The organism is Paenibacillus sp. FSL H7-0737 (genome assembly GCF_000758545.1).
Lineage (GTDB): Bacteria > Bacillota > Bacilli > Paenibacillales > Paenibacillaceae > Paenibacillus_AQ.
In genome coordinates, this window is the sequence record NZ_CP009279.1 from 6261999 (window position 1) to 6286095 (window position 24097).

Genomic DNA, 24097 nt, shown 5'->3' on the forward strand with positions numbered 1-24097 from the left:
CATATTATAAATTTACAAAGTACGCTATTTTCTTTCTATTAACAGCATTGATAGAGGCTTATGAGAGCACAAATTATCCCCACAAAGTGGAGCTTTACTTCGATGTATACTCAGGTACTTTACCGGGGCCCCAAGCACACAAAAAAAGGATCTTGGGAGAATTCCCAAGATCCTTGCTAGCGCTGTCTAAATTGCTAACCATCTACTTATATGTAGGTCGGCTTAGCCGTATGATTATAATTTGATTACGTTAGCTGCTTGTGGTCCGCGTGCGCCTTCAACGATATCGAACTCTACGGATTGGCCTTCATCCAAAGTCTTGAAACCATCTGTTTGAATCGCGGAAAAGTGTACGAATACGTCGCCACCGTCTGCAGTCTCGATAAAACCATAACCTTTTTCTGCGTTAAACCATTTTACTTTACCTTCCATTGATTAAACATTCCCTTCGTCATCAGATGAACGTGAGTCTTGCTCACAAATCGACTATACCACCGTAACTTCTTCATTGTCAATTGGAAAAGTAAATGTTTACATGCAATAATTTACCACGTAAAATAGGACGTTTAATTTACCATAATCAAGAAATAGTTGCAGCGTAAGGATCAAAAAAAGAGCAGACGGTATTTAATACCCGTCTACTCCTATAGTTAAACACCGAAATAAATTATTTTCTGCGATCCATAAGAAAACTGTCTGGGGTGTAGGCGGCCTCGTAGGCACTGCGTTGTGTTTTGGCCTGTTCTCTCTGTTGAAGCCACTTAGCTGCCTCATTTTTAAGTTGTTGCATTCTTGCAATTATCATAGGATCGGCCTCCAACAACTCTCGTAACTGATGCTGCTGGATTACACCGATCGACTGTTTTTTCACATGCTGTTCGAGTTGATCTATCAAAATTTGACGTTGTTCGACGAAATCATTTAATTCTTCATATGAACAATTATCTAGTTTATTAATAATATCTTGAGTAATCTTATTTAACTCTAAGATACAATTATCCATGGGCCTTCTCGTGTGCTGGTGCCAGCTTCGACGCCTCCAACCAAGTTAAGCGGAACTCAGTCAAATACTGTAACGCCTCTTCTGCAGGTACCTTGTCTTTCTTCACATTCGCCTGAATCAACAAATGATTTATATATTCGTATAGATCATACAAACTTTTAGATATGTCATAGGTAGGATCCAGTGTCGACATCAATTCACTAACAATTGTCTGCGCTTTACCCATGTTAATGTTTGTCTTTTGATAGTCAATTGAATCGATTCCTTCCATACCCGCCCTTACAAATCTAATCGCTCCATCAAATAACATAATCAGTAACTGTGAGGGGGTCGATGTTTTTACCGATGACTGACGGTATTTTTCATAAGGAGAATTTATCATTTGTGTCACCCTTTACTTAAAAGTCCATTTTTAATCTTTTTCATTCTATTACATTAAGTTTATAGGCATTAATAACTACTACTCCGTATTCATTAGTTACGAGGGAACTAGTATTTAGTTTATATATCGGCATTTGATCAATGTTATTGCAGTCTCTTTCCGAATAATCTCAAGAATTTGTTAATACTGGTTAAACCTCGAGTAATGTTTGTATCTTCTCTGTATATACCTATTATATATCTATGAAAAAATGCTGCTGTGCCCAACATCTTTGTTTAAATTTACATCTAATAGATCCGTCCATTTCTTTATAAACAACCATTCCACTTTCAATGTTCTTTTCATAGACTGAAGCACCAATCCCTACTGAAACTCTATCGCCAATTATACAATTACCAACAATTGAGGAATACGGCAGTAACGATACACCTTTCCCTAGCTTCGGATAAATTCCATTTTGAGCCCCAACGGTACTGCCTTGCCCAACGACTAAGAAATCGGAATATTCAGCTTTTCCCAGCACCGTTCCCACAGTGTGAAAGAGCAAAAAAATATTTGGTAAATTCGTATCGTACATACAACTAAATCCATGAAGTGCTTTATTAATATAAAAAATTTTATTAGCTAATGCTGTATTCCCACTTTCTTTCCATACGGTATTCGATAAGAACCAAAGAAAAACAGCGTATTGATCGGAATGCAGATGATTGATGAATGTAGTGCCATTTTTCCTGTAAGACTCCAATGCTATCGTGGAAAAACAATACTCTGTACGATCTAAGGCGAGATCAAATAAAGAGTTCCCAACTTCTTGAAAACGAACTATTTGTTTGTCTGGAAAAAAATGATTAAGTTGGGCTGATGTGTACTCTTTAAAGTTATATAAAGGTAGGGATAGTTCTATTAGAATCACTCCTTTCCATTAACATATTGTTGAATCAAATTCTCCAGTATATCTAAACAATTTTGAGGTATGAAATTAAAATCAGCTTGCACCCGACAAATATTCACCGCTGGAAATTTTATTGTTTTTGCATTTGATATCAATTCAACCTCGCAACCAGTATGATGTGAGATCCCTTCAACCCATTGTTTATTAGTAGTATTAGTACCACTTGCTACATTATACATGCGCTCTTTACCACTGTGTGAAATCTGAATAAGCAACTCTGCTACATCGCTTACAGTAATATAATCCTTTTCCGAATCTAGCGTGGTTTGAAGGACAATCTTACCATTCTTTACAGCATCTTTAATAATAGAGTAGATGAAATTATTGGAAGAAAAATCATTCCCACAGACATTTGATACACGAGCTACTCTCACGTTTGGTCTGCTATCCATGAGACAAAGGGATTCTCCAGTAATTTTTGATAAGTTAAATAAGTCTTCTGCCTGAAAGGGATTTACGAGGAGTTGACCCTCTTCTTCAACCATCTCATCATTTTTTTGATTAGCATAGACACGAGTTGAAGATAAATATAGAAATGATTCAAATGTAGCCTTCTCTAATAATTCTGCTAGAAAACTGACATGTGCTCTTATCGTGTCAAACGGGCGTTGGCGAAAATCCGAGGTAATCCCGGCGCAATATATAACATGCCCCAGATGGTCATTGAATAAGCTTAAATCTTCACGACTAGGTCCGTATGCCTCAATCCCGAGTTGTTCTAGTCTGTGTATAACATGGCGTCCGATAAATCCTTTTGCTCCTATAACAGTAGTTTTCATCCTCTCACCCCTACCACTTTCGCCGGATTGCCAACGTTAATCGTATACGGCTTTAACTCACCATTCACCAATGAATTTGCCCCAACCACACATCCCTGTCGCAAGATTGCACCATCCAAGATAACACTATTTGCCCCGATCCATACATCATCTTCTATTATAATACCGCCTCGACCATCCATAAAACGTTGTTCTTTTATCTTCTGGTGACGAGATCGAAACTCATGATTTACGGGTGCTAAAGTACAATTTGCTGCTATAAGGACATCTTGTCCAATTTTAATTCCATTACCTGAATATAAAACACATCCTGAATTTATATAAGTATCTTCACCAATTATGACATCACCAGTACCACCGGTAGGTTTTATCTTAACAAAGGAATCAATCATTACACCCTTTTTAATTACAATTCGAGTACCTCGTAGAGAAGGTTCAATATCTGCAAATTTTGAAATTGTAGCATGTTCAGATATGAAAAGCATTTCGATCACTCCTACAAATTCCAATTCGGATAGTTTCTATCTTTATCATTCATAATATAGTTTGTTAATGGCCAACGAATTCCAAAAGCAGAATCGTCCCAGCGTACACCAAATGCACAATCAGGATGATAGAATTCCGACATTTGGTAGAAGACCTCTGTATTATCCTCTAACGTTTGAAATCCATGCGCGAAACCCTCCGGTACATACAGCATTCGACCATTATTTTCATTCAATTCAACAGCGTACCACCTAAGATAGGTGTCTGATGTTTGGCGCAAGTCTATGATAACATCATAAATAGCACCTCTTGTACAACGTATCAATTTAGTCTCTTCAAAAGGCTTGACCTGATAATGCATGCCTCTTACAGTGCCTCTTCTATGATTAAAAGAAACATTACATTGAAGAAAATCATCTTTCAAATCATGTTTTGTAAATTCCTCTTTACAAAATGTTCTCGCAAAGAAGCCTCGTTCATCTTGATGAGGCTCAATTTCAATTAAATAAGCACCTTTTAATGGCGTTTCTAAAAACTTCATGAAATCACCACCACTTCAGGGACGGGAATAATCCATTTACCTCCCCATTCACGGATAAAGGAAGTCTGCTCTATAATCTCTTCTTTTAAATTCCATGGCAGAATAAATACATAATCTGGTTTTGTCTGTTTCAAAAGATCGGGAGAATATATAGGAATTCTTGAACCAGGTAGAAAGGTCCCTTGCTTATATGGACTACGATCAACTGTATAGTCTAAATAATCACGATCGATACCACAATAATTAATTAACGTATTTCCTTTAGCCGGAGCTCCGTATCCCACAATCGTATTTCCTTGTTCCTTAAGGACTAATAGAAAGCTCAAAACCGTTCTTTTTAATTGAACTGCCTTTGTATGAACCCCCTTGTACATCTCAATATTTGTCATACCAAACAATAATTCTTTTTCTAATAATTCATTAATAGCTGTACTTGCTGAAATATCTTTGTTTTCTAAATGGCATGCATATATTCGTATAGAACCGCCATGAGTCTCCAACTGTTCAACATCATAAATCGAAAGATTATGCTTAGCAAACAGTCGGCAAACTGTTGTAAAAGAAAAATAAGAATAATGTTCATGATAAATTGTATCGAACTGATTATGTTCTATTAGTTGTAATAAATGGGGGAATTCCATAGTTATAGTCCCGTGAGGCTTCAAAAGAATCTTCATACCTTCCACAAAATCATTGAGATCAGGAACATGGGCAAGTACATTGTTACCTAGCAGGAGATCTGCCATCTTTCCTTCACCCTTTAAGGATCTAGCTAATACAGTTCCAAAAAAATTCACCGAAGTGTCTATCCCTTTTTCAATTGCAGATTTTGCAACATTCGCTGCGGGTTCAATTCCCAACACAGAGATACCCTTTTCTTTGAAATACTGCAGTAAATAACCATCGTTACTGGCGATCTCAACTACATTTGTGTCACTTGTATAATGAAATCGATCTACCATATGTTCAACATATTTGCGACAATGCTCTAACCAAGTATCCGAATAACTGCTGAAATATGCATATTCACTAAATATATGTTCTGGAGACTCAAAGTCCTCTACCTGAACCAAATAACAATTTTCACAGACATAGGTTCTTAATGGATACATATACTCCATTTGGCTTACAGACTTTACATAGGAATTAGCCAAGGGGGAAATCCCCAAATCAAGAAATAAGGTATTAAGTTCTGTACCACAAAAACGACATATTCCGTTCGACATTCATTCATATCCCCTTATTGTGATTAAAGTCTAGAAGCATTAATGTTTTCATATTGGCATATTTGTCTTAACGTTAAATCGCTAAGCCTATTACTCATATAGTCGGAATACCATTCCATTGTCCATTCAATTGATTGGTGAATGGGCAACATAATATTCCAATCTAGCAACTTTGCAGCCTTATCACTATTTAGTACCAGTGTTGTAGCTTCATAAGGTTGCGTGTTGGATTCATACACCACATTCAATCGATTCTCTAGATGCTTGTTGCATTCTTCAATTAACTGAGCAACAGATAAAATTGAAGATTCACCTGGTCCAAAATTCCAAGCCCCTATATACTTTGCACCTGACTCCCACATACTTTGAGCCAACAGCAAATATCCATTCAAACAATCTAATACATGCTGCCAAGGTCGAATAGCTTGAGGATATCTAATATTTAAAGGTTGTTTATTGATAATAGATCGAATGATATCCGGAATTATCCGATCATTTGCCCAATCCCCTCCTCCTATTACATTCCCTGCTCTTGCCGAAGATAGAAATTTACCACTATCCGAGTAGAACGACCTTTCATAGGCAGAAGTAACAATCTCTGAACAAGCCTTACTGGCGCTATAGGCATCAGAACCTCCAACAGGATCATTTTCCATAAAGCCCTGTATTGAGTTATTAGTGTTCTCATAGCATTTATCTGTAGTTATGTTGATGACAACTTTGACAGATTCAGTATGCCTAGCTATTTCTAACAAATTTACCGTCCCCATAACATTAACAGAGAAAGTTGCAACTGGATCAATATATGACTCTCTGACTAAAGGCTGAGCAGCAAGATGAAAGATGATCTCGGGTCGAACCTTTTGAATGAAAGACTGCAGGCGTTGGAAATCCAGGATGTCAGCATAAGTAGAATCCATATTATTTGAAACTTGAGCAATTCCATATAAATGTGGTTCACTCACTGGTACTGGGCTACTATATCCATATACATCAGCTCCCAAATGCTGAAGCCATAATGATAACCAACTGCCCTTGAAGCCTGTATGTCCTGTAATAAGCACTTTTTTAGAGACCCAAAAATTAGTATTCATAGATCACCACACCTTCCAAGGAGCGGTTCCAGTGTTCCACATTTCTTCTAGTTTGTTCTTATCCCTAAGAGTGTCCATTGGTTGCCAGAATCCCTCATGCATAAAGGCAGATAGTTCTCCTGATTTGGCCAATTTCTCCATTGGTTCTTCTTCCCACGTTGTATTATCACCACTAATTAAGTCAAAAACCTCCGGTTCAAGAACAAAAAATCCACCGTTAATCCAGTTTCCATCCCCCATCGGCTTTTCCTGAAATCCAATGATTTCATTTTTATGAAACTCAAACGCTCCAAACCTTCCAGGAGGGCGAACCGCTGTTACGGTTGCAAGATGATTCTCGTGCTTATGAAAGTCTACAAGTTCTAATATATTTACGTCAGACAATCCGTCTCCATATGTAAAACAGAAAGCTTCATCACCAACGTATTGTTGAACTTTTTTCAACCTTCCTCCGGTTAAGGTGTGTTCACCTGTATCAACTAATGTTACTTTCCAAGATTCCGAGTTGTTTTTATGGATTTGCATTTCATTAGTTCTGAAATCGAATGTAACATCCGATGTATGCATATAATAATTTGCGAAAAATTCTTTTATTAGATACCCTTTATAACCCAGACATATGATAAATTCATTAATTCCGTAGCTTGAATATACTTTCATAATATGCCAAAGCATCGGAGATCCACCAATCTCCACCATTGGTTTGGGCTTCAATACTGTCTCTTCACTCAATCGTGTGCCTAACCCACCGGCCAAAATAACTGCCTTCACTGTCAAACATCCTTTCTAAGGATAATCTCCAACTCCACCTCAGAGGAATTGTTTTTAGCTGTGACTTCATAGTAAGAAATCGTGAGCCCAGAATTTTGAAGTATAACAACATCCTTGTTCATAATAACCTCATCAAATTCAGGGTAACTCAGACTCAATGCTAATTGTCCACTTTGATTAAGTAGCGAACTTAATTCTCCAATAATCTGCGGCGACCTATTAAGATGATCTGAGTCGTATTCAAACACAATATAATCAAATTTCATTCCTATTAATTTTTTATGAAGATAATCAATTTCTCCTTCAAAAAAATCATCTGAGACTGTTCTGATGTCTTTTGTATATTTCTTATCAATACAGTAATTAGTGATATGAGTATTCAGTATTCCCTTGTCTTTCAACATGTTTTTTAGTTGCAATGGATTACTACCACACTTTGTATTTATACCTAGAATTGAAGCATGAGTACTAGATAATTTAACCGATATTTCATTAAGAAGACGGAGATTAAACGCAGTATCTATCCATGAGTCCAAGTTATACTTGGCTTTAAAAATATCCCTGCTTATACCTAATGAATTATTATTAGTTTGATCTTCCCGAACCGTAACTGAGCCAAAGTGATAAGTGAACGTATCTTTACAATAGACTAGTTTATACCCTGCTCTTCGAATACGAAAACTAATATCATCATCAGCAAACTCTCCATAATAAAATCGAGGATCAAAATAATCAATTTGTTTAAGTAGTTCTGTTCTCACCATTAAAACACATGGAAGTAACCTTACTCGTTCTTCCCATTTACGTGGATCAGAATGATTGTACCGCTCTGCAAATTCGATCATTTCCTCGAGGTTATTATAGTCACCATTAATTTGCTGCATATTACTTATCATGCTGGCACCAGGAGATACATACCCAATCTTCTCATCTGACTCTATACATAATAATAAATTTTCTAACCAACGAGGAGTAAAAATAAAATCATTACAAACACAAGCTGTATATTTGCCAACTGCTACTCTCATTCCTTCGTTAAATCCATTGGTAGGTCCAACGTTTTTTATAAGATGAAGAGGTTTTGCAAAGGGTAATGAATCAAAATATTGTTTGGTTTCATCTGTTGAGCCATTGTTTACAAGAATTAACTCATAACTAACATTTTGCGTATACTCCAATATACTCTCCACACATAATTTTGTGTAGCTCAACTTGTTATACGCTAGGACAACAATGCTCACGAGAGGCTTCTCGGTTAACGAACTTACATGTCTATTATCTTCAATAAAATCTTCAATTATATTAACTAGTTCAACCTCACTAGCTACTCTTAGTGCTTGACCAAAATAATAATTAGATTGGACTAAGTTATGGCGTAACTTGTGTATATATCCGAGATTAAAAAGTAAATCTACGTATTCGGAATCAATAAGCAATCCTTCCAATAAGTAACCTTCAGCTTCTTGTAGATTATTTTCTGCTACAGCTATAGAAGCCCTAATCGTATACAATTCAATATCTTCTACTTCTTTACTCTTCTGTTCAAACTCGGATAGGAGTCTCTTAGCGTCACTTATATTTCCAATTTCAATAAGTTCTTGAATCTGCTGTTTCACCATACTTTGGTTTTCTCCATTCATTGCTTGATGTTATCTGATAATCACGAGTGTTTTACTGCAAAAATATACAAGGCAGCCCAGAGGTTAGGCTTAAACGATATCCGGATAACATCGTCCTGCTAACATCAGGTCTGCCTAGTTTAATTAAAACTAAATTTCCATCGGTTATATTACCCTGATATAAAATTAGTCAAGCTTGTTGATTGTGCATTATACTTGCTCATCGCTTGTTCCATTGCAGCATACTGTTTATAGTATTTTGTTTCTAAATCATTCATACGTTGAGTCATATTATCAATCCGTTTATTATAATTCTTCAACATATCTCCCATAATACTATTTGTTTTAAAAACATCTGTAACACTCGTAGAATATTTAGATGTCCCGACTTTGTCAACTAGCTTTTGAAGCTGTCCATCAATTTTAGTGGAAATTTGTGAGAATATACCTTTTTGCTCACCCGTACCTTGAAATAACTGAGTAACAAAGGTAGGATTGTTCTGAAACATTTTATTCAGATCATCTTCACTTTTAAGAACTAGTTTTCCGCCTTCGAAATACTGTCCAGTATCGATTCCCATTTTACTAAGGTCACCCAAATTTGCAGAAATAATCTCACGCATATTTAAAATCGTTGCCGCCAGAATTGTATCATTTTTCAGAAGACCACTTTTAGCCTTTGCATCCCAGTTTTTGATATCATCCTCTGACATTTCTTTTCTTTGATCATCCGATAGAGGAGGGAAGTCTCTATATGTTTTCTCATTAGTTTTTTTATTCATCATTTCAATTAACTCATTATAATCATTAATAAATGATTTAATTGATTCAATTGCTTTGGTAGGTTCAACCTGAACTGATATTTTAGATGAAGTCGCTTCTGTTGAAGTACTTAGAAGAGAGATGTTTATTCCGTTAATAATAGTTTTATTACCATTGAACTCCACTTTCTGAAAAGAAGCTTCACCTTCAGATTTAACATGTATAATTCCAGTTTTCCCATCAGTTATGCTTAATGTATCCGTAGGCGCTGCGTTAAACAAACTCAATAAATTCCCACCTACAGCACCAATCTTTTTGTCACCATATTCTTTTGCAGAGAGAATTAATTTGCCTGTCAGTTCATCAAAACTTGCAACTACATTCGCCTTTTTTTCACCTGCATCAGCATTAATTCTCGATAAAACCTGAGATATTGAATAATCCTTGTTAAAGATAAATTCAGCATCACCAATTGTTAATGTATAATTCCCTTGTGGGTCGGCATTACTTGTCCCTCCTGGCAAGGCACTTAACATAGTACTTGATTTATACCCGTTGGCATAACTACCTGTTATACCTGTAGTAGTAATCGTAGTACGCGTAGAAAGCTGTTCTACATACATTTCCATAGGAACAGGTGTTGCGTCAGCATTCGCCTTTGCACTAATAGCAGTACTATTTCCAGTTAATACTGCTTTTTGAGGATTCATCTCCTCACCCTTGTTATATTTAGCTAATTTATTTATTTTAAAATCTACCAGTTTGCTATTTACTTCACGATAACTTTCTCTCTGCCATTCAAAGGTTTGCTTCTGCTGTTTAAGCTTATCCAGCGGAGCCCTTTTGGCCGTCATAATCTCCTTAACAATTGAATCAATATCCATACCAGATCCAAATCCAAAAACCCGCATCTTTAAACCTCCCCTTTATACTCTTTCATCTACTAATATCCCAGCGATCTCCATCATCTTAGCCACTAAATCCAGCGTTTTTTCTGGAGGTATCTCACGTATAAGCTGACCTGTTTCCTTGTTAATTACCTTCACCATAATAGCATGTGTTTTTTCATGAACACTGATTTCTAAGGATGTAGAGGGGCCCTCCAGCGCTTTAACAGCCCTATCTATATTACGTATCAATTGCTCTTGTCCTACCGGAATCTGAACCCCCTGCTTCTCCAGAACAGATAGTTTCTCTCCACTCTTTACTGCGTTTACTAATCTAGTGTCCTGGTTTTGAATATTACGTTCACTTACCTGACGCTGATCATTAACAGAATTATCATATTTGTTACTGGTCAAGGAAAATTGCAGATTCATAGAACAACCTCCGATGCATATTTATATTATTTTTATCGGTTAAATATCAAAAACATTAATAGGCGACTGTATGAGAATTTAGATAGCTAGCAAAGATCTAGGGAACTTATTCTTAATACTCTCCACTATCCTAGACATGCCTGCGCGATCATCTATTTTTTCATACAATTTGTAGCATCGTTCATAGGAACCGTAATCCGGAATTAATTCTAATAACTTGGAATATAAAAGCTGGGCATCCTGTGTATAATTACAAGAAAGGCACACATCACCCAATAATCGTATTACCTCCACGTTATTAGGATGCTCTTCAAATAACTTAACTAAAAGATCAATTGCTACCTCAGTAAAGCCGTAAGATATTAGAAGGCTATAGCTATAAACTTTACTTTTCAAAGAAGTATACGCAAGATACTCTAAAATGATCTGCAAACACTCATATTCTTGAAGTTTAAGTAAATGAGAGACGATATCCCCCAGTATTTTCTCTACATAGGAAGTCATTTTATTTGATGAAATTATTTCTTTTTTGATTATTTTCCTTATTATTTTCTCTTCTTTTCTACTCAAGTTTAGAAGAGGCTTTGCAAGGTTAAATAGCTCATCATCATTTAATAAAAATGAAAGCAGCAACAGGTCTTTCCCATTTTCCTCCGTTACACACTCCATATTCATCCAAATATCTTTAGCCTCAGCATATTTCTTATCGTATTGCATTGCCGCAGCTGCGACATTCGGCTGAGCAGTAATACTATAAACCGTTAAGAACTTATTCAACAGGGGATGACGCAACCCATAAAGAACATCGAGTAAGAGCTGTAGATCATTAATATTAGAAATGTTGTAAAGTTGTTCTATGTTTCGGTACACATCATCAATTGGTATATTTGATTTAGTAACGATCTCGAAATATTTACTTAATCCAGGGGCAAATGTCTTTTTCTCCTGAAGAACCTCTACTATATATTTATAACTTTCGTCTAATTGATTTCGACTTTCATAAAGCTCTGCTAATACAAATCGGGTCATATAACCTCCAGTACCTTCTGTAACAGTTATGCCAAGGTCACCACCGAGATCTAAACAACCTTTCAACACCATTTCAGCGTCTTTGATGTACCCTGCATCCATAAATATCCTGCCTTGCATATAATGCATATCAGTTTCATTCGGGTATACCTTCACTGCATCGTTTAAAATCCTCAAACTATCTTCATATTGCTTAAGTTCACCTAAGCAATAGCACATTTTTGTAATAAGCTCAGGTAAAAACATACGTCCGGCACTTAGAGGATAAGCTCTCTGGAAATACTCAATTGCTTTTGCATGTTCATTAATGGATAAATACGTTTTCCCCATGTTATACAGGTTATACGCATCAGGGTTTTCCTCCACTTCTTGCAACATAAGTGGTAAATTCCTATTCGTCTTATCCTTCTCTTGCATAATTTCATCAGTATAACCCGTATGATGAATGATTACTTTTCCATGTTGGCTCTTATAATTCGTATTTTCACCCAATACATTTAAGTGTTCATGTAGACGATTGTGATAATGTAACCCTCTATGATTAGCAAAGAGCCGTACAGCAGTATGTGTAAAGGCCCTGCCATATGAAACATCATTATATATTTTCAATAAAACATAGTCACAATCAGACTTTATATCTTTCTGCAAATCGGCATCTGATTCTAGATATTCGTCTGCATCCAGTACCAATATATAATCAGAAGTGGCATACTTTAATGATTCATTCCGAGCAGCTGCGAAATCATCCACCCATTTAAAATAGTGGATCTTTGTAGTATATTCTTCCGCAATTGCTAGTGTCTTATCCTTCGATCCGGTATCCACAATTACTATCTCTGTTACTTTATCTTTTACGCTATCAAGACATCTCTTTAAATGTCTTTCTTCATCTTTAACAATCATGCATAAAGTAATTGTCGTATCCATAATATTGTCCCCTCAAACTCATAAATTCTGTTATCTTATATATCGGCCTTATCATAATTAATCATTAGAATAGTACAAAAAAGGGACCCCTTATGGAGTCCCTTTTTTGTACTATTCACTCTACTATTAACGAAGCAATTGTAATACTGCTTGTGGTTGTTGATTAGCTTGAGCCAACATCGCTTGAGCTGCTTGTGCAAGAATATTGTTCTTGGTTTGGTTCATCATTTCTTTAGCCATGTCTACATCACGAATACGGGATTCAGCTGCAGATAAGTTCTCGGAAGTCGTTCCCAAGTTATTGATTGTGTGATCCAAACGGTTTTGATATGCACCCAATTTCGAACGTTCACCGGATACAGTTTCAATTGCGGTATTAATAACTGTGATTGCAGCATCTGCAGCCGTTTGTGTAGAGATATCAATACCATCTACTGTAGTGGCTCCGTTGCCAGCAACTGCTGAGCTATTTGCAGTCGATGCGCCACTCACCTTAAGGGTTGTAGCATCCATTGCCTTAATGGACAAAGTAATGTTTTGGCCTTTATTGGCACCAATGTGGAATGTAAGATCAGCAGCACTTGTTACACCCGAGCCTGTAGCTGCAGAACCATCTAATAATTTCTTAGTGTTAAATTCGGTTGTATTGGAAATACGAGTAATTTCTTTTGCCAATTCATTTACTTCTTTTTGAAGTTCTCCACGGTCAGAAGCTGTGTTAGTATCATTCGCAGACTGAACTGACAATTCACGCATACGTTGTAGAATACTATGAGTTTCATTCAATGCGCCTTCTGCCGTTTGGATCAAAGAAATCCCGTCTTGTGCATTTTTAGTAGCCATATCCAAACCGCGGATTTGGCCACGCATCTTCTCGGAAATTGCCAAACCTGCAGCATCATCGCCTGCACGGTTGATACGCAAACCGGAAGAAAGTTTCTCAACCGATTTGTTGGTGTTAGCGGTGTTTACACCCAGTTGACGGTGAGTGTTCATTGCTGCAATATTGTGATTGATAATCATGATTTTATTTCCTCCCTGAAATTAAATGATTCCACATCCTTGTGGTGAGGTTATTTCCTTAAGGTCGGCCGCCCTTCAGAAACAACCTACTACTACTATCGACAAACTATCATTCAGAGTTTATAGCCATTCAAAAATTCACGAAGCAATTGAAGAATTGCTTGTGGTTGTTGATTAACTTGTGCCAACATTGCTTGAGCTGCTTGCGAATGAATGTTGTTCTTCGTTTGGTTCATCATTTCTTTCGCCATGTCTACATCACGAATACGGGATTCAGCTGCAGACAAATTCTCTAAAAACGTTCCCAAGTTATTAATTGTGTGATCCAATCGGTTTTGGTATGCACCCAATTTCGAACGTTCACCGGATACAGTTTCAATCGCGGTGTTAATTGTCTGAATAGCTGCATCTGCTGTTGTCTGAAGCGAAATATTAATACCATCCACAGTAGAAGCAGCAGCACCTGTTACGCCCGATGCATTACAGTCTGCACAGTTGATACGGAAACTGGAAAAGAGTTTCTCAACGGATTTGTTCGTGTTGGCAGTATTTACACCTAGTTGATGGTGAGTATTCATTACTTTATAGATTTAAATATTTCCCTATAATACTTTTTTCTATGTATTTCGAGAATTTCATATCAAAAAAAGGAGAACTCTTAAAGAGCCCCCCTTTTTTTTCGAAAATTAACGAAGCAGTTGAAGAACTGCTTGTGGTTGTTGATTAGCTTGTGCCAACATCGCTTGAGCTGCTTGTGCAAGAATGTTGTTCTTCGTTTGGTTCATCATTTCTTTTGCCATATCTACATCACGAATACGGGATTCAGCTGCAGACAAGTTCTCGGAAGTTGTTCCCAAGTTATTAATTGTGTGATCCAAACGGTTTTGGTATGCACCTAATTTCGAACGTTCACCGGATACAGTTTCAATTGCTGTGTTAATAACTGTGATTGCTGAATCTGCAGCCGTTTGTGTAGAGATATCAATACCATCAGTAGCTACTGCTCCCACTATCGATGAAGTTGCAGCGTTACTTGCTCCACCACCAGCTACTTTTAGTGTAGCAGCATCCATAGCATTGATATTCAGGGTAATATTTTGACCTTTGTTAGCTCCGATATGGAATGTAAGGTTCTTTCCATCGGCACCCGCACCGCCAGTACTAGCAGAACCATCCAACAATTTCTTTGTGTTGAACTCAGTCGTATTAGAAATACGTGTGATTTCTTTTGCTAATTCATTTACTTCTTTTTGTAGCTCACCACGGTCAGAAGCTGTGTTAGTATCATTCGCAGACTGAACTGACAATTCACGCATACGTTGGAGGATGCTGTGAGTTTCGTTCAATGCGCCCTCAGCTGTTTGAATCAAAGAAATTCCGTCTTGTGCATTTTTAGTAGCCATATCCAAACCGCGAATTTGACCGCGCATTTTTTCGGAAATTGCCAAACCTGCAGCATCATCCCCTGCACGGTTGATGCGCAGACCGGAAGACAATTTTTCAACGGATTTGTTAGTGTTGGCAGTATTTACACCTAGTTGACGGTGAGTGTTCATTGCTGCAATATTGTGGTTGATAATCATTATAAATTTCCTCCCTGAAATTAAGTTAATCCACATCCTTGTGGTAATGCTGAACCATTAAGGTCGGCCGCCCTATTCGCTCAGTATCTATAACTTATATCGACTTATAGTCACCTATAGTTTAGAGTAATTCATTCTTTTCTGAATTTATTTCTCACAAATCAAAATAACCTGAGTCTGCAATTTGCAACTCAGGTATACTCGATCATTCAATTATTGATTATTCGATCTACGTAACCGATCCATTAACGCGTTCAAATCAGATTGAACAGGAGTAGCGGATTCCCGGTTTGCCTCCTGAATGGACATATATATTTCTTTACGAAAAATGTCCACATGCTTAGGGGCAGAAATACCTACCCTTACTGTATCTCCTTCTACACTTAAGATAGTCAGCTCAATTTGATCTTGAATGATGATAGATTCTCCTATTTTACGAGAAAGTACGAGCATATTAATCTTCACCCTTTCCATCTTCAACAGACTGCTCTGATAATAAGGTATGCTTCGTAAGATAGGATGATTTGTGAAGAACAATCTGTTTGCCCTTACGGTTGCCAGGATTGAGTACAATTGGGGCCAACAAATTAATAGTGGACTTGTCTACTTGATCCTTCAATGTAATGATGCAGCGAACAATAACATCAGATTGGATTTCTAGTTCCTCCGTCTCATCATCAGGCAGTTCAAATTCATAAGATGGGTAAAAGGCGAACGGATCTCCAAGTAAAAAGGACAACTCCTTCTCTTCCATAGATTGCAAATACCAGAAAGGAGTATCTTCTATATCAATAAATGCGAAATCAGATTTTTCATCGAACCCGAGAATTCCTTTGGATAAATGATATACCTGTTCTTCAGTCACTTCAAGTTTACCCCAAGACAGTGTTTCTATAATCAAAATTACCCACTCCTTTTACCAAAAATCATTTTCACCCGAAGATGAACCGTGTAATCCCAATTGCTCTATTAGCATTTATTGTAGCAATATTCCGTTCACCGACATAGCAAGAAAAAACTTCTTTTTCAAAAAATCTATTATAGAAAAAACAATAGACCGTCTTTCAAAGACGGTCTGTCCGAGATGCTACGGCATCTTAATATTACATTTGAGCATCCACTTCTGGAGGAATAAATTGCAAAGATGCATACTGCTGCATATAGATATCAAGTTTACCACGAGTATATTCTATTTCCGGGCGATGAACGTTTACCTTTATATTTACCTTGCTAGGTGAAAATCCAATTTGTGGCGCTCTCGTTTTTACACGCACATCGACATTGTCAAATGATGCCGGACCACGCATTTCGGGAAATGAATTGGGTTCAGTGTCAGTACCATACACGTCAGCAATCGAGTTACCTGGTTTAAAGAATTCTACCATTCGGTTCCCCTGCTCTACCTTCCTGGCGATCCCTTGAAGATATAGTTGCTGGATACCAGAATAAATCCGTTTGTTCATTTCGAGCATATTGCCACCATTATATGCTGCCCAAGCTCTCGATTGATCAATTGAAAGTTCAGGTTTAAACGTTTGGATATCCCATTTCCCCGCTGTTTTAGATATATTGACTTCCGCTTTAGGTTGAGTAATGGAAAAAGAACCCAAGTCAGCATCAATACCAATTACTGCGGGAGTCTGACGAATTTGCAATATCGGCTGCAGCAACGAGAACCACCTCCGTTATCTTATAAAGTCCACCAGAGTTGTAGATATAATCTTTGCACCCACTGACAAAGAGGCATTATATATATTCTCTTGAATTTTCGACTGCATGATCAATCCCTCGTAATCGGCATCCTCCGTCTTAGCTTGCAGATCCGTTAGATTAACATTCAAGTCACTCAAACGCTCCTGCATGAGTTCCACTCGATTGGTCTTAGCACCAATTTCAGAACGAGCCGTTAAAATAGTTTCCATACGCGCATCAATGTTATCTAATTGACCCGATATAGCTCCAAGATCACCAGCCTTTAATCCCGCAGAAATATTATTAATGATTGCATAAAGATTATCTGCATCCCCCGTATTACCGAATACTTCATTACCGGTTATACTAATCGGCATACGCACACCTTCACCTACGATAAATTGGATCTGTCCAGTATCCGTAGTAATTGGCTTAGATACATCGTACGTACTATCTGCTCCTTTAGCAAAATCATAAGGTTTGGTGGAGTATTGCTCACCATTAAAGATATATTTACCATTCAGTGTACTGTTAGCGATATCGACAAGTTGCTCTTTTAACTGCATCACTTCTTCATTAATACTATCGAGCGCGGACTGCGGATTAGTCCCTGTCGCAGCCTGTACGGACAGTTCCCGAATCTTCTGTACAACATCTCCTGCCTGACCTAGAACTGTATCATTAAAATCAAGCCATGAAAGAGCGCTATCTACATTTTTAGTATATTGCTCGTTAGAAGAAAGCTCAGCGCGATAGCGCAGGGAATACGTAATCCCTACCGGATCATCGGAAGGCTTGTTGATTTTGCGTCCACTTGAAAGCTGTAACTGTGTGTCGTTCATCGTACGAGCATTACGGTTTAGGTTAAGCAGAAGCTGTGAATTCATCATGTTAGAGGTTACTCTCAACATACGCTATATCTCCTTTTATCTGCCGACTGTGCCGGTGGAATTAATCAATTTGTCGAGCAGTTCATCAAAAGTAGTCATAAAACGCGCAGCAGCACTATAAGCATGCTGGAACACGAGCATATTCGACATTTCTTCATCCAGTGAAACGCCACTGACAGATTGACGACGGGAGTTAACCTGCTCTACCAGATAATCTGAGTTATCAGTTTGACGCGCTGCCTCCTGCGATTGAATACCCAATTGGCCAACCATAGAGCCTAGAAGCCCACCCACAGTATTGCTAACTTTACCGTCCGGCGTAGTGAATTTACTATCCTTGAGGTTCGTCAATAAAAGAGCCAAGGTGTTATTGCCTTTAACAACCTGCGTGTTGCCAGCTGCATCTACAGTAGTACGTAGTGAGGTTGCGAATAAACTAACATCCGCAGCAATTTCCGGATTCAACTTGATCGTTCCAGCGTCACCAGAGGTTACAAAGAAATCACGACCGGAGCTTCCATCCATCGCATAACCTAATTTATGGAGTCCGTTCAAGCCTTTGACAATGGTCTTAGCGTCCTCATACATCGATGCTCCCTTTGGCATTGCCTGTCCAGCGGCCAAAGTAACTACGGTGCCATCTGCTTGAGTAATCTTAGCATCATTAGTTAACATGGTACCCTCAGGAAGATTAGAACCTGCCGGTATTGTAATTTCAACGTCACCAGTAGCAATCGTACTAGCCATATCGTTGAGTTGTTTCTTGTAGTCAGTAACATAAGTATTTTTGGAGAAAATCATTCCGTAAGCCTCGCCGCCCTTCAAAGTTCCAGCGGCATAAGCATTATTAAGAAATGCACTATCTACGGTTGCAGTAACTTCTCCACCCTCTACCAGTGGTTGTCCACCCAGTGAAACGTTATAACCAGCTTCCGTCTCTACAACGGTAATATTAGCAATCTTGGATAGCTTGTCTGCCATCAGATCGCGTTGATCGCGTAAATCATTGGCCTGATCGCCCATACCTTCGATCTTATAGATCGATTTATTCAAGTCTGCGATAGCGGTCAGGTAACCCTGAGCCTCTTTTGCTTTAACCTCAATATTAGTAGTTAGATCCCGATCAAGATTATCTAATTGCGTGCTCATATAATTCATGGCATCAGTCAAAGATTGTGCAGTTTGTACTACAATCTTACGAGCAGTAGGATCTTCAGGGTTCTTACTAAGGTCAGACCATGATTTCCAGAAGTTATCTAGAACTGTACGAATACCTGTATCCGATGGTTCGTTAACAATCGCTTCTAGTTTAGAGAGGGTATCTGCTTGAAGTTTCCAGTTACCAAATGCAGAATTCTCACCACGGTACTGATCATCCAGAAACATTTCCCGAATCCGATCGATAGATGAGAATTCCACCCCTGTACCCATTTGACCAGGAACGGTAGATTTATTAAATCCGTACGCTTCAATAGGTAAAGCAGCCTTCATATTTACACGTTGACGAGTATAACCCTCGGTATTCGCATTTGCGATATTGTGTCCAGTCGTATTAAGAGCTGCGGTCTGAGTAAAAAGGCTGCGTCTCGCCGTCTCTATCGAGTGAAATGTGGATGTCATGCTACTTACTCCTCCTTATGTTCTGCTCTGACAGAACACTTCATCAGTACAATTCTAGCCTCGTGCATCAAAAATCCCCGACCGATTTACGCCATTGCCCTTATCGGACGGACGATGATAAGTGATATCCTGATTCGGTCTTCCGACCAGCAGATCCAAAGAATAATCTATAAAAGTAAGCGACTGCTCTATCAGCTTCTGATTTAGCTCATTTGCTTCTTTCAAGCGGTGCAAAGTGCCAGAAAGCTTCTGCTGAATATGCAGCAGTCGTGCCTTGTCTTCAGGGTCAAATATAAGTCTGGACAGCTCAGTTAGGTTCAGGTTCAGGTTGGAACGAATACCTACGCCTTGTAGAACGGTATACGCTGCCGCGATTCGCTGTTCCTCGAGCTGCCCAATCAGCTTCATTAGCTTGGACTCACGGTTCAGGATGTCGATTAAGGCATCCACCTTGTTGTCCATAATCGTCTGTTTTTTCTCAGCGGCCAGCTCCAGCATTTGGTTATGCACTTCGTCCAGCCGCTCCAATAGTTCTATTAATGTCGTCAATGCCATGGATGGTTTCACCTAATTCTCGGAGGATTGCTTAAAGTAAGGGGCGAGTTTCTCTGCTAGCTTAGCTGCATCTACTTGATAGGTACCTGCGGAGACCTGTTGCTTCAAACTGTCGATCTTAAGCGCACGTTCAGCATCATTACCAGAATTCTGTGCTTGCAAGAGCTGAATTGCTTCATCAGAGATCGAAACCTCATCCTTGCGTGAACTTTTCTTCATTTGTTCCTGCCTTTGCGCATCCGCGCTGCGTTGATACGGATTCATCGCGTTAATTCGTCCGGTCTCGTTAATTTTCATAACTTCACCTTCCTTCTAATATAAAAAAGCCGATAATCTTTACTAAGTTTATCGGCGTAGACTGAAACATACTTTATAGCTGCAAACGTTTTTTTGCAGATTTTATAGGCCACGCAATTTGTCTATTGCACGATATGCACCGTCTGTTGTCTTTTTGGTAGTATCCTCAGCAGCACTTTCCTTTGCAGCATTGGAGAGATCCTTCCTGAGCCGAGTACGACAACTATCACACATATGCCCATCGCGAATCAGCGTTCCACATACCTCGCAGGGATACATCATATTAGGAGCATTTGCTATAGATATCCGGCCCTCTCGAATAAAGCGGGTGATCTCCTTTATCGAAATTCCCGTAGCATCGGACAGCTCTTGAATGTTGGTTCCTTTGTTCTCCCGCAAATAATCCACGCAGATCTCATATTCATGCTCCAGCTCTTTGATGCAGGGCTGGCACAACCCCATAAGATTCTTAACAAACAACCGGCCGCACCTTGGACAATTGTCTAGATTCATAACAAGCAGCCGCTCCTCTCCGTACATTCTGTACAACGCATAATATCCTTATGCTCCTAGATTACATGATTGCAAAGAATTCGTCTATGGGACGGAAGAAACGCTATTACGGGCATGGATCTCTTCAAAAAGTGAATGGGCTGTTCACAATGATGCATTTCGCTCTCCTCAGGAACGTGCCCAAGTTAGGCTATACACCTCTACCGTATAACCATGATCTGCACCCATTTGTTGTATGATCTCAGCGCACGCACGAATGGTACTACCCGTTGTATAAATATCATCAACAATAATAATCCGAAGAGGACGATTTAGAGATACCTCACTATTCATCCAATCCGCAAATTGTGTTGTTACTGCCGGATTCTCCGCAAAAGCGTGCTTCATATCCGTTAGTCGTTCCGCTCGGCTCTTAAAACTCTGTTTTCCCGTATGATGTGTACGGATTAGCAGCGGAAGCTGTGGGACCTTTCTACGTCTAGACAGCACATCCGCCAATCTTTCCGCTTGATTAAATCCTCGCTCCATAAGCCGGGAATCACTGACAGGCACTGGCACTAACAAATCAGCAGACCAAGAACGATGGATGATGGATGGTTTTCGGGATAAAAGAGCGCTCTGCTTCTCTTTTTTTAGGGTTAGATAGGCTCTATCCAGCATGAGGCCAAGTAAAGGGGCATACCGTTCATTCCCGCGATATTTATACTGACCCAACCATTCTCGCATAACACTAGTGTAAGCCACTGCACTTCGATTACAAATAATCGGAGACGGTTCACTACTGCGGGTACAGTCAGGACAGCCCACATGCCGACCACAATTCAAGCAGCGTGGGGAACGTATCCAAGGAATGGATTCTACGCAATTCCTGCAAACTCCAGGAAATTGCGAGGATCCAGGGTTGCGCTTGCCGCAAGTTAAGCATGGAGTTACGGAAGAGGACAAGAGTGCCTGAGATTTAGTTAACCATGAGAACAGAGAATTCATCTCGACACATCCTTACTGATATATCCTTTGCGGCGAGCGATGATGTTCATAGTACGGATCTGGGAAATCGCTCCACGCTGTGATCGGGTCCACTGGGGAGAGGCAAATACAACACGCCCAGCAGGATCATCCTTAGATCGCCCGGCACGACCGGCCATCTGAACCAAGGAGGCTTCGTCAAAAAGATCGCTGTCCGCATCCAAAATAAATACATCGCTACGAGGCACTGTAACTCCTCGTTCCAGAATCGTAGTCGTTACTAATAGGGAGATAGCGCGGCTACGGAAAGCAGTTACCTTCTCTGCCCGGAAGGGATCTTTGGAGGAGGTACCTTCGATGACTACGCCGGGAAAGCTCCGACGAAGCAGAACCAGTAATCCTTCAATATGTGCAATACGCGACACAAAACAAAAGATTTGCGCCTCGCGCTCGAGCGACCTACGAAGCGTATGTATGATCGATCTAGGTAAGTTCCCACGCTTTAGGCATGTTTGAATGGATATCATACTCAGGTGCTGCGGCACAGGCAAAGGATGACAATGGAAGCGGACAGGCACTCTGGCATGTGGAAGTCTGCCTGAGCGTACCAACCGCTGCATTTCTTGCGGTGGTGTGGCTGATAAGTAGATAAAAAAGCCGTCTACCTTACAGGCTTGTTCTGCGGCATAAGCCAGCATAGGATCATTATGGTAGGGGTACGCATCAAGCTCGTCTATGATAACGAGATCAAAGCCTCGATGGAAGCGCAGCAGCTGATGGGTGGTCGCGAGCGTTAAGCGACCACTCACCCAGCGTTCTGCGCTGCCGCCGTAAAGCACGGCGAGAGTCTCCGCCGGGAAAGCTTTGGCGAGCCGCGGAGCGAGCTCGAGTACGACGTCGCGTCGCGGCGTCGCTACGAGCGCCCGCCCACCGGCGGCGAGCACGGCCTCTAGGAGCGGGAAGATCATCTCCGTCTTCCCGGCTCCCGTCACCGCCCAGAGCAGAAACCGCTCTGGGCACGAATTGGCGGAGCGCTCACGCCGCTCCGCCAGAAAACCCAGCGCAGCGCCAGCGGCTCCCGCCTGCGCTGAGCTGAGTCCCCACCGGCCTGCGGCCGCGGTGGGGTCAAGGGCGGCCGTGCACCGCACGGCCGGAAGCGCTGCGCTGCGCAGCAGCAGCGCGCAAGCCCGGCTGCGCCCAAGTGCGAGGCAGGCCTCGCAATAGGCGCAGCCCATAAGGCCGCACGCGGCGCATGCCGTGCGGCCGGTGGGAGCGCTGCCGCAGCGCAGGCAGCGCGAAACCGCGCGGCGGGCGACAGCGCCGCGCCACAATACGTGCGGCAGCTTAGCCGCCGCACACGCCAGAGCGCCAGCACCCGCAGGGAGCTGGCGGGCCCACGCCCCGTGCGCAGCCGGGGCGTGACTACCAACGGCGGCCGAAAACGTAAGCCGCCCCTGCAAATGCGCCAGTTGTGCCGCCTGGCGCCAACGACCTGTCAGCTCTGGCAACCTCTCTGCCAGCAGCGTTTCTATTTCCGGCTGCAGTAAAGAGCGGCCGGCCACCGCATGTACGAGTTGTTCTACCTCCGATTCAAGCAAAGCATAATCGAGATCATTTCCTCTACTGTAACTTCTGCAATCATTGTTCTCCCTAGACTGTTCTATAAATATCTCTCTTTGCCCAGAAAGTCGCCATAGCGACACCCTCTCACTAAGCAACTCTTCCTCGCCTTTCCCTCCTGCTTCCCTTTCCTCCTTCAACTCAGGCTCAAGAACACTGCTTACGTATTGACCCCACTCCTTAGCCCCCCAGTTCCTCATCCCGTCTCTTTGTTTAAAACGATCGCGCAACTTCACCGCCCACCCCAGCGGCAGCGCAGGAGATAATAAAACCAGCTTGTCCTCCGTTACTAAGCCTCTACCTTGACTCTCCAGCCCAGCGCCAGACCACCACCATCTATCTACTGTAAGATCTAAAGAAATCCAAACACTCCAGATCCCCCTACATTCCAAGGCATATACAGCAGCTCGCATAAAATCGGCCTCCTTTAAGTCTCACCATTAATCAC

Annotated in this window: 26 protein-coding genes and 1 pseudogene; all 27 read right to left on the minus strand. The window is 40.4% G+C overall.

The genetic code is table 11. From position 1 onward, the window contains the following. Positions 1-234 precede the first annotated feature (234 nt). Positions 235-432: a cold shock domain-containing protein gene (locus tag H70737_RS27385; protein WP_019915069.1), complete on the minus strand. Its 198-nt coding sequence runs from the start codon at positions 430-432 to the stop codon at positions 235-237. 235 nt (positions 433-667) lie between these two features. Then, a complete protein-coding gene (locus H70737_RS27390; RefSeq protein WP_042192372.1) occupies positions 668-1003 on the minus strand; it encodes a flagellar protein FliT in 336 nt (111 codons plus the stop codon). Then, positions 996-1385 carry a flagellar export chaperone FliS gene (fliS, locus tag H70737_RS27395; protein WP_042192376.1) on the minus strand — a complete coding sequence of 130 codons (390 nt, stop codon included), beginning with the start codon at positions 1383-1385 and terminating at the stop codon, positions 996-998. The genes H70737_RS27390 and fliS overlap by 8 nt, the downstream gene beginning before the upstream one ends. A 232-nt stretch (positions 1386-1617) precedes the next feature. Next, complete coding sequence (locus H70737_RS27400) at positions 1618-2298, minus strand: LbetaH domain-containing protein (RefSeq protein WP_052404446.1); 681 nt, start codon at positions 2296-2298, stop codon at positions 1618-1620. Continuing rightward, positions 2295-3116, minus strand: coding sequence for an NAD-dependent epimerase/dehydratase family protein (locus tag H70737_RS27405; RefSeq protein WP_042192378.1), 822 nt, complete (start codon positions 3114-3116; stop codon positions 2295-2297). Before H70737_RS27405 ends, H70737_RS27400 begins: the two co-directional genes overlap by 4 nt. Continuing rightward, the gene (locus H70737_RS27410; protein ID WP_042192380.1) at positions 3113-3601 is read right to left on the minus strand and encodes an acyltransferase; all 489 of its coding nucleotides are present in this window, start codon (positions 3599-3601) and stop codon (positions 3113-3115) included. Before H70737_RS27410 ends, H70737_RS27405 begins: the two co-directional genes overlap by 4 nt. Positions 3602-3612: 11 nt before the next feature. Further along, positions 3613-4143 carry a dTDP-4-dehydrorhamnose 3,5-epimerase gene (gene rfbC / locus H70737_RS27415; protein ID WP_042192382.1) on the minus strand — a complete coding sequence of 177 codons (531 nt, stop codon included), beginning with the start codon at positions 4141-4143 and terminating at the stop codon, positions 3613-3615. Then, positions 4140-5369, minus strand: coding sequence for a class I SAM-dependent methyltransferase (locus H70737_RS27420; RefSeq protein ID WP_042192384.1), 1230 nt, complete (start codon positions 5367-5369; stop codon positions 4140-4142). The genes rfbC and H70737_RS27420 overlap by 4 nt, the downstream gene beginning before the upstream one ends. Before the next feature lie 23 nt (positions 5370-5392). Then, positions 5393-6463, minus strand: a complete 1071-nt coding sequence (gene rfbG, locus H70737_RS27425) for a CDP-glucose 4,6-dehydratase (protein WP_042192386.1) — start codon at positions 6461-6463, stop codon at positions 5393-5395. Positions 6464-6466: 3 nt separating this feature from the next. Further along, positions 6467-7234, minus strand: coding sequence for a glucose-1-phosphate cytidylyltransferase (rfbF, locus tag H70737_RS27430; RefSeq protein WP_042192388.1), 768 nt, complete (start codon positions 7232-7234; stop codon positions 6467-6469). Positions 7235-7236: 2 nt separating this feature from the next. Beyond that, positions 7237-8853 (minus strand): glycosyltransferase, encoded by a 1617-nt coding sequence (locus tag H70737_RS27435; protein ID WP_042192390.1) that lies wholly within the window; start codon positions 8851-8853, stop codon positions 7237-7239. A 170-nt stretch (positions 8854-9023) separates the two neighbouring features. After that, positions 9024-10526 carry a flagellar filament capping protein FliD gene (gene fliD / locus H70737_RS27440; protein ID WP_042192393.1) on the minus strand — a complete coding sequence of 501 codons (1503 nt, stop codon included), beginning with the start codon at positions 10524-10526 and terminating at the stop codon, positions 9024-9026. Positions 10527-10541: 15 nt separating this feature from the next. Further along, positions 10542-10934, minus strand: a complete 393-nt coding sequence (locus H70737_RS27445) for a flagellar protein FlaG (protein WP_042192396.1) — start codon at positions 10932-10934, stop codon at positions 10542-10544. Positions 10935-11012: 78 nt separating this feature from the next. Beyond that, positions 11013-12890 carry a glycosyltransferase gene (locus H70737_RS27450; RefSeq protein WP_042192398.1) on the minus strand — a complete coding sequence of 626 codons (1878 nt, stop codon included), beginning with the start codon at positions 12888-12890 and terminating at the stop codon, positions 11013-11015. A 126-nt stretch (positions 12891-13016) separates the two neighbouring features. Beyond that, complete coding sequence (hag, locus tag H70737_RS27455) at positions 13017-13913, minus strand: flagellin Hag (protein ID WP_042192400.1); 897 nt, start codon at positions 13911-13913, stop codon at positions 13017-13019. A gap of 113 nt (positions 13914-14026) precedes the next feature. Continuing rightward, positions 14027-14344: pseudogene (locus H70737_RS31420) on the minus strand (flagellin); the annotation flags it as partial. Between the two features lie 255 nt (positions 14345-14599). Next, positions 14600-15496 carry a flagellin Hag gene (gene hag / locus H70737_RS27465; RefSeq protein ID WP_042192405.1) on the minus strand — a complete coding sequence of 299 codons (897 nt, stop codon included), beginning with the start codon at positions 15494-15496 and terminating at the stop codon, positions 14600-14602. Positions 15497-15709: 213 nt separating this feature from the next. Continuing rightward, positions 15710-15949, minus strand: a complete 240-nt coding sequence (gene csrA / locus H70737_RS27470) for a carbon storage regulator CsrA (RefSeq protein WP_042192407.1) — start codon at positions 15947-15949, stop codon at positions 15710-15712. Between the two features lies 1 nt (position 15950). Then, positions 15951-16397 (minus strand): flagellar assembly protein FliW, encoded by a 447-nt coding sequence (gene fliW, locus H70737_RS27475; RefSeq protein WP_042192409.1) that lies wholly within the window; start codon positions 16395-16397, stop codon positions 15951-15953. Positions 16398-16599: 202 nt separating this feature from the next. Continuing rightward, a complete protein-coding gene (locus H70737_RS27480; protein WP_042192412.1) occupies positions 16600-17166 on the minus strand; it encodes a DUF6470 family protein in 567 nt (188 codons plus the stop codon). Between the two features lie 15 nt (positions 17167-17181). Beyond that, the gene (gene flgL / locus H70737_RS27485; protein ID WP_197071251.1) at positions 17182-18099 is read right to left on the minus strand and encodes a flagellar hook-associated protein FlgL; all 918 of its coding nucleotides are present in this window, start codon (positions 18097-18099) and stop codon (positions 17182-17184) included. Positions 18100-18114: 15 nt separating this feature from the next. Further along, positions 18115-19698 carry a flagellar hook-associated protein FlgK gene (flgK, locus tag H70737_RS27490; protein ID WP_042192414.1) on the minus strand — a complete coding sequence of 528 codons (1584 nt, stop codon included), beginning with the start codon at positions 19696-19698 and terminating at the stop codon, positions 18115-18117. 54 nt (positions 19699-19752) lie between these two features. After that, positions 19753-20253, minus strand: a complete 501-nt coding sequence (locus H70737_RS27495) for a flagellar protein FlgN (protein WP_042192416.1) — start codon at positions 20251-20253, stop codon at positions 19753-19755. A 12-nt stretch (positions 20254-20265) separates the two neighbouring features. Beyond that, positions 20266-20550: a flagellar biosynthesis anti-sigma factor FlgM gene (flgM, locus tag H70737_RS27500; RefSeq protein ID WP_042192418.1), complete on the minus strand. Its 285-nt coding sequence runs from the start codon at positions 20548-20550 to the stop codon at positions 20266-20268. Between the two features lie 102 nt (positions 20551-20652). Continuing rightward, positions 20653-21063, minus strand: coding sequence for a TIGR03826 family flagellar region protein (locus H70737_RS27505; protein WP_042194629.1), 411 nt, complete (start codon positions 21061-21063; stop codon positions 20653-20655). Positions 21064-21231: 168 nt separating this feature from the next. Further along, positions 21232-22050 carry a ComFC family protein gene (locus H70737_RS27510; RefSeq protein ID WP_231573353.1) on the minus strand — a complete coding sequence of 273 codons (819 nt, stop codon included), beginning with the start codon at positions 22048-22050 and terminating at the stop codon, positions 21232-21234. Beyond that, a complete protein-coding gene (locus tag H70737_RS31700; RefSeq protein WP_042192421.1) occupies positions 22047-24062 on the minus strand; it encodes a helicase-related protein in 2016 nt (671 codons plus the stop codon). Before H70737_RS31700 ends, H70737_RS27510 begins: the two co-directional genes overlap by 4 nt. Positions 24063-24097 lie beyond the last annotated feature (35 nt).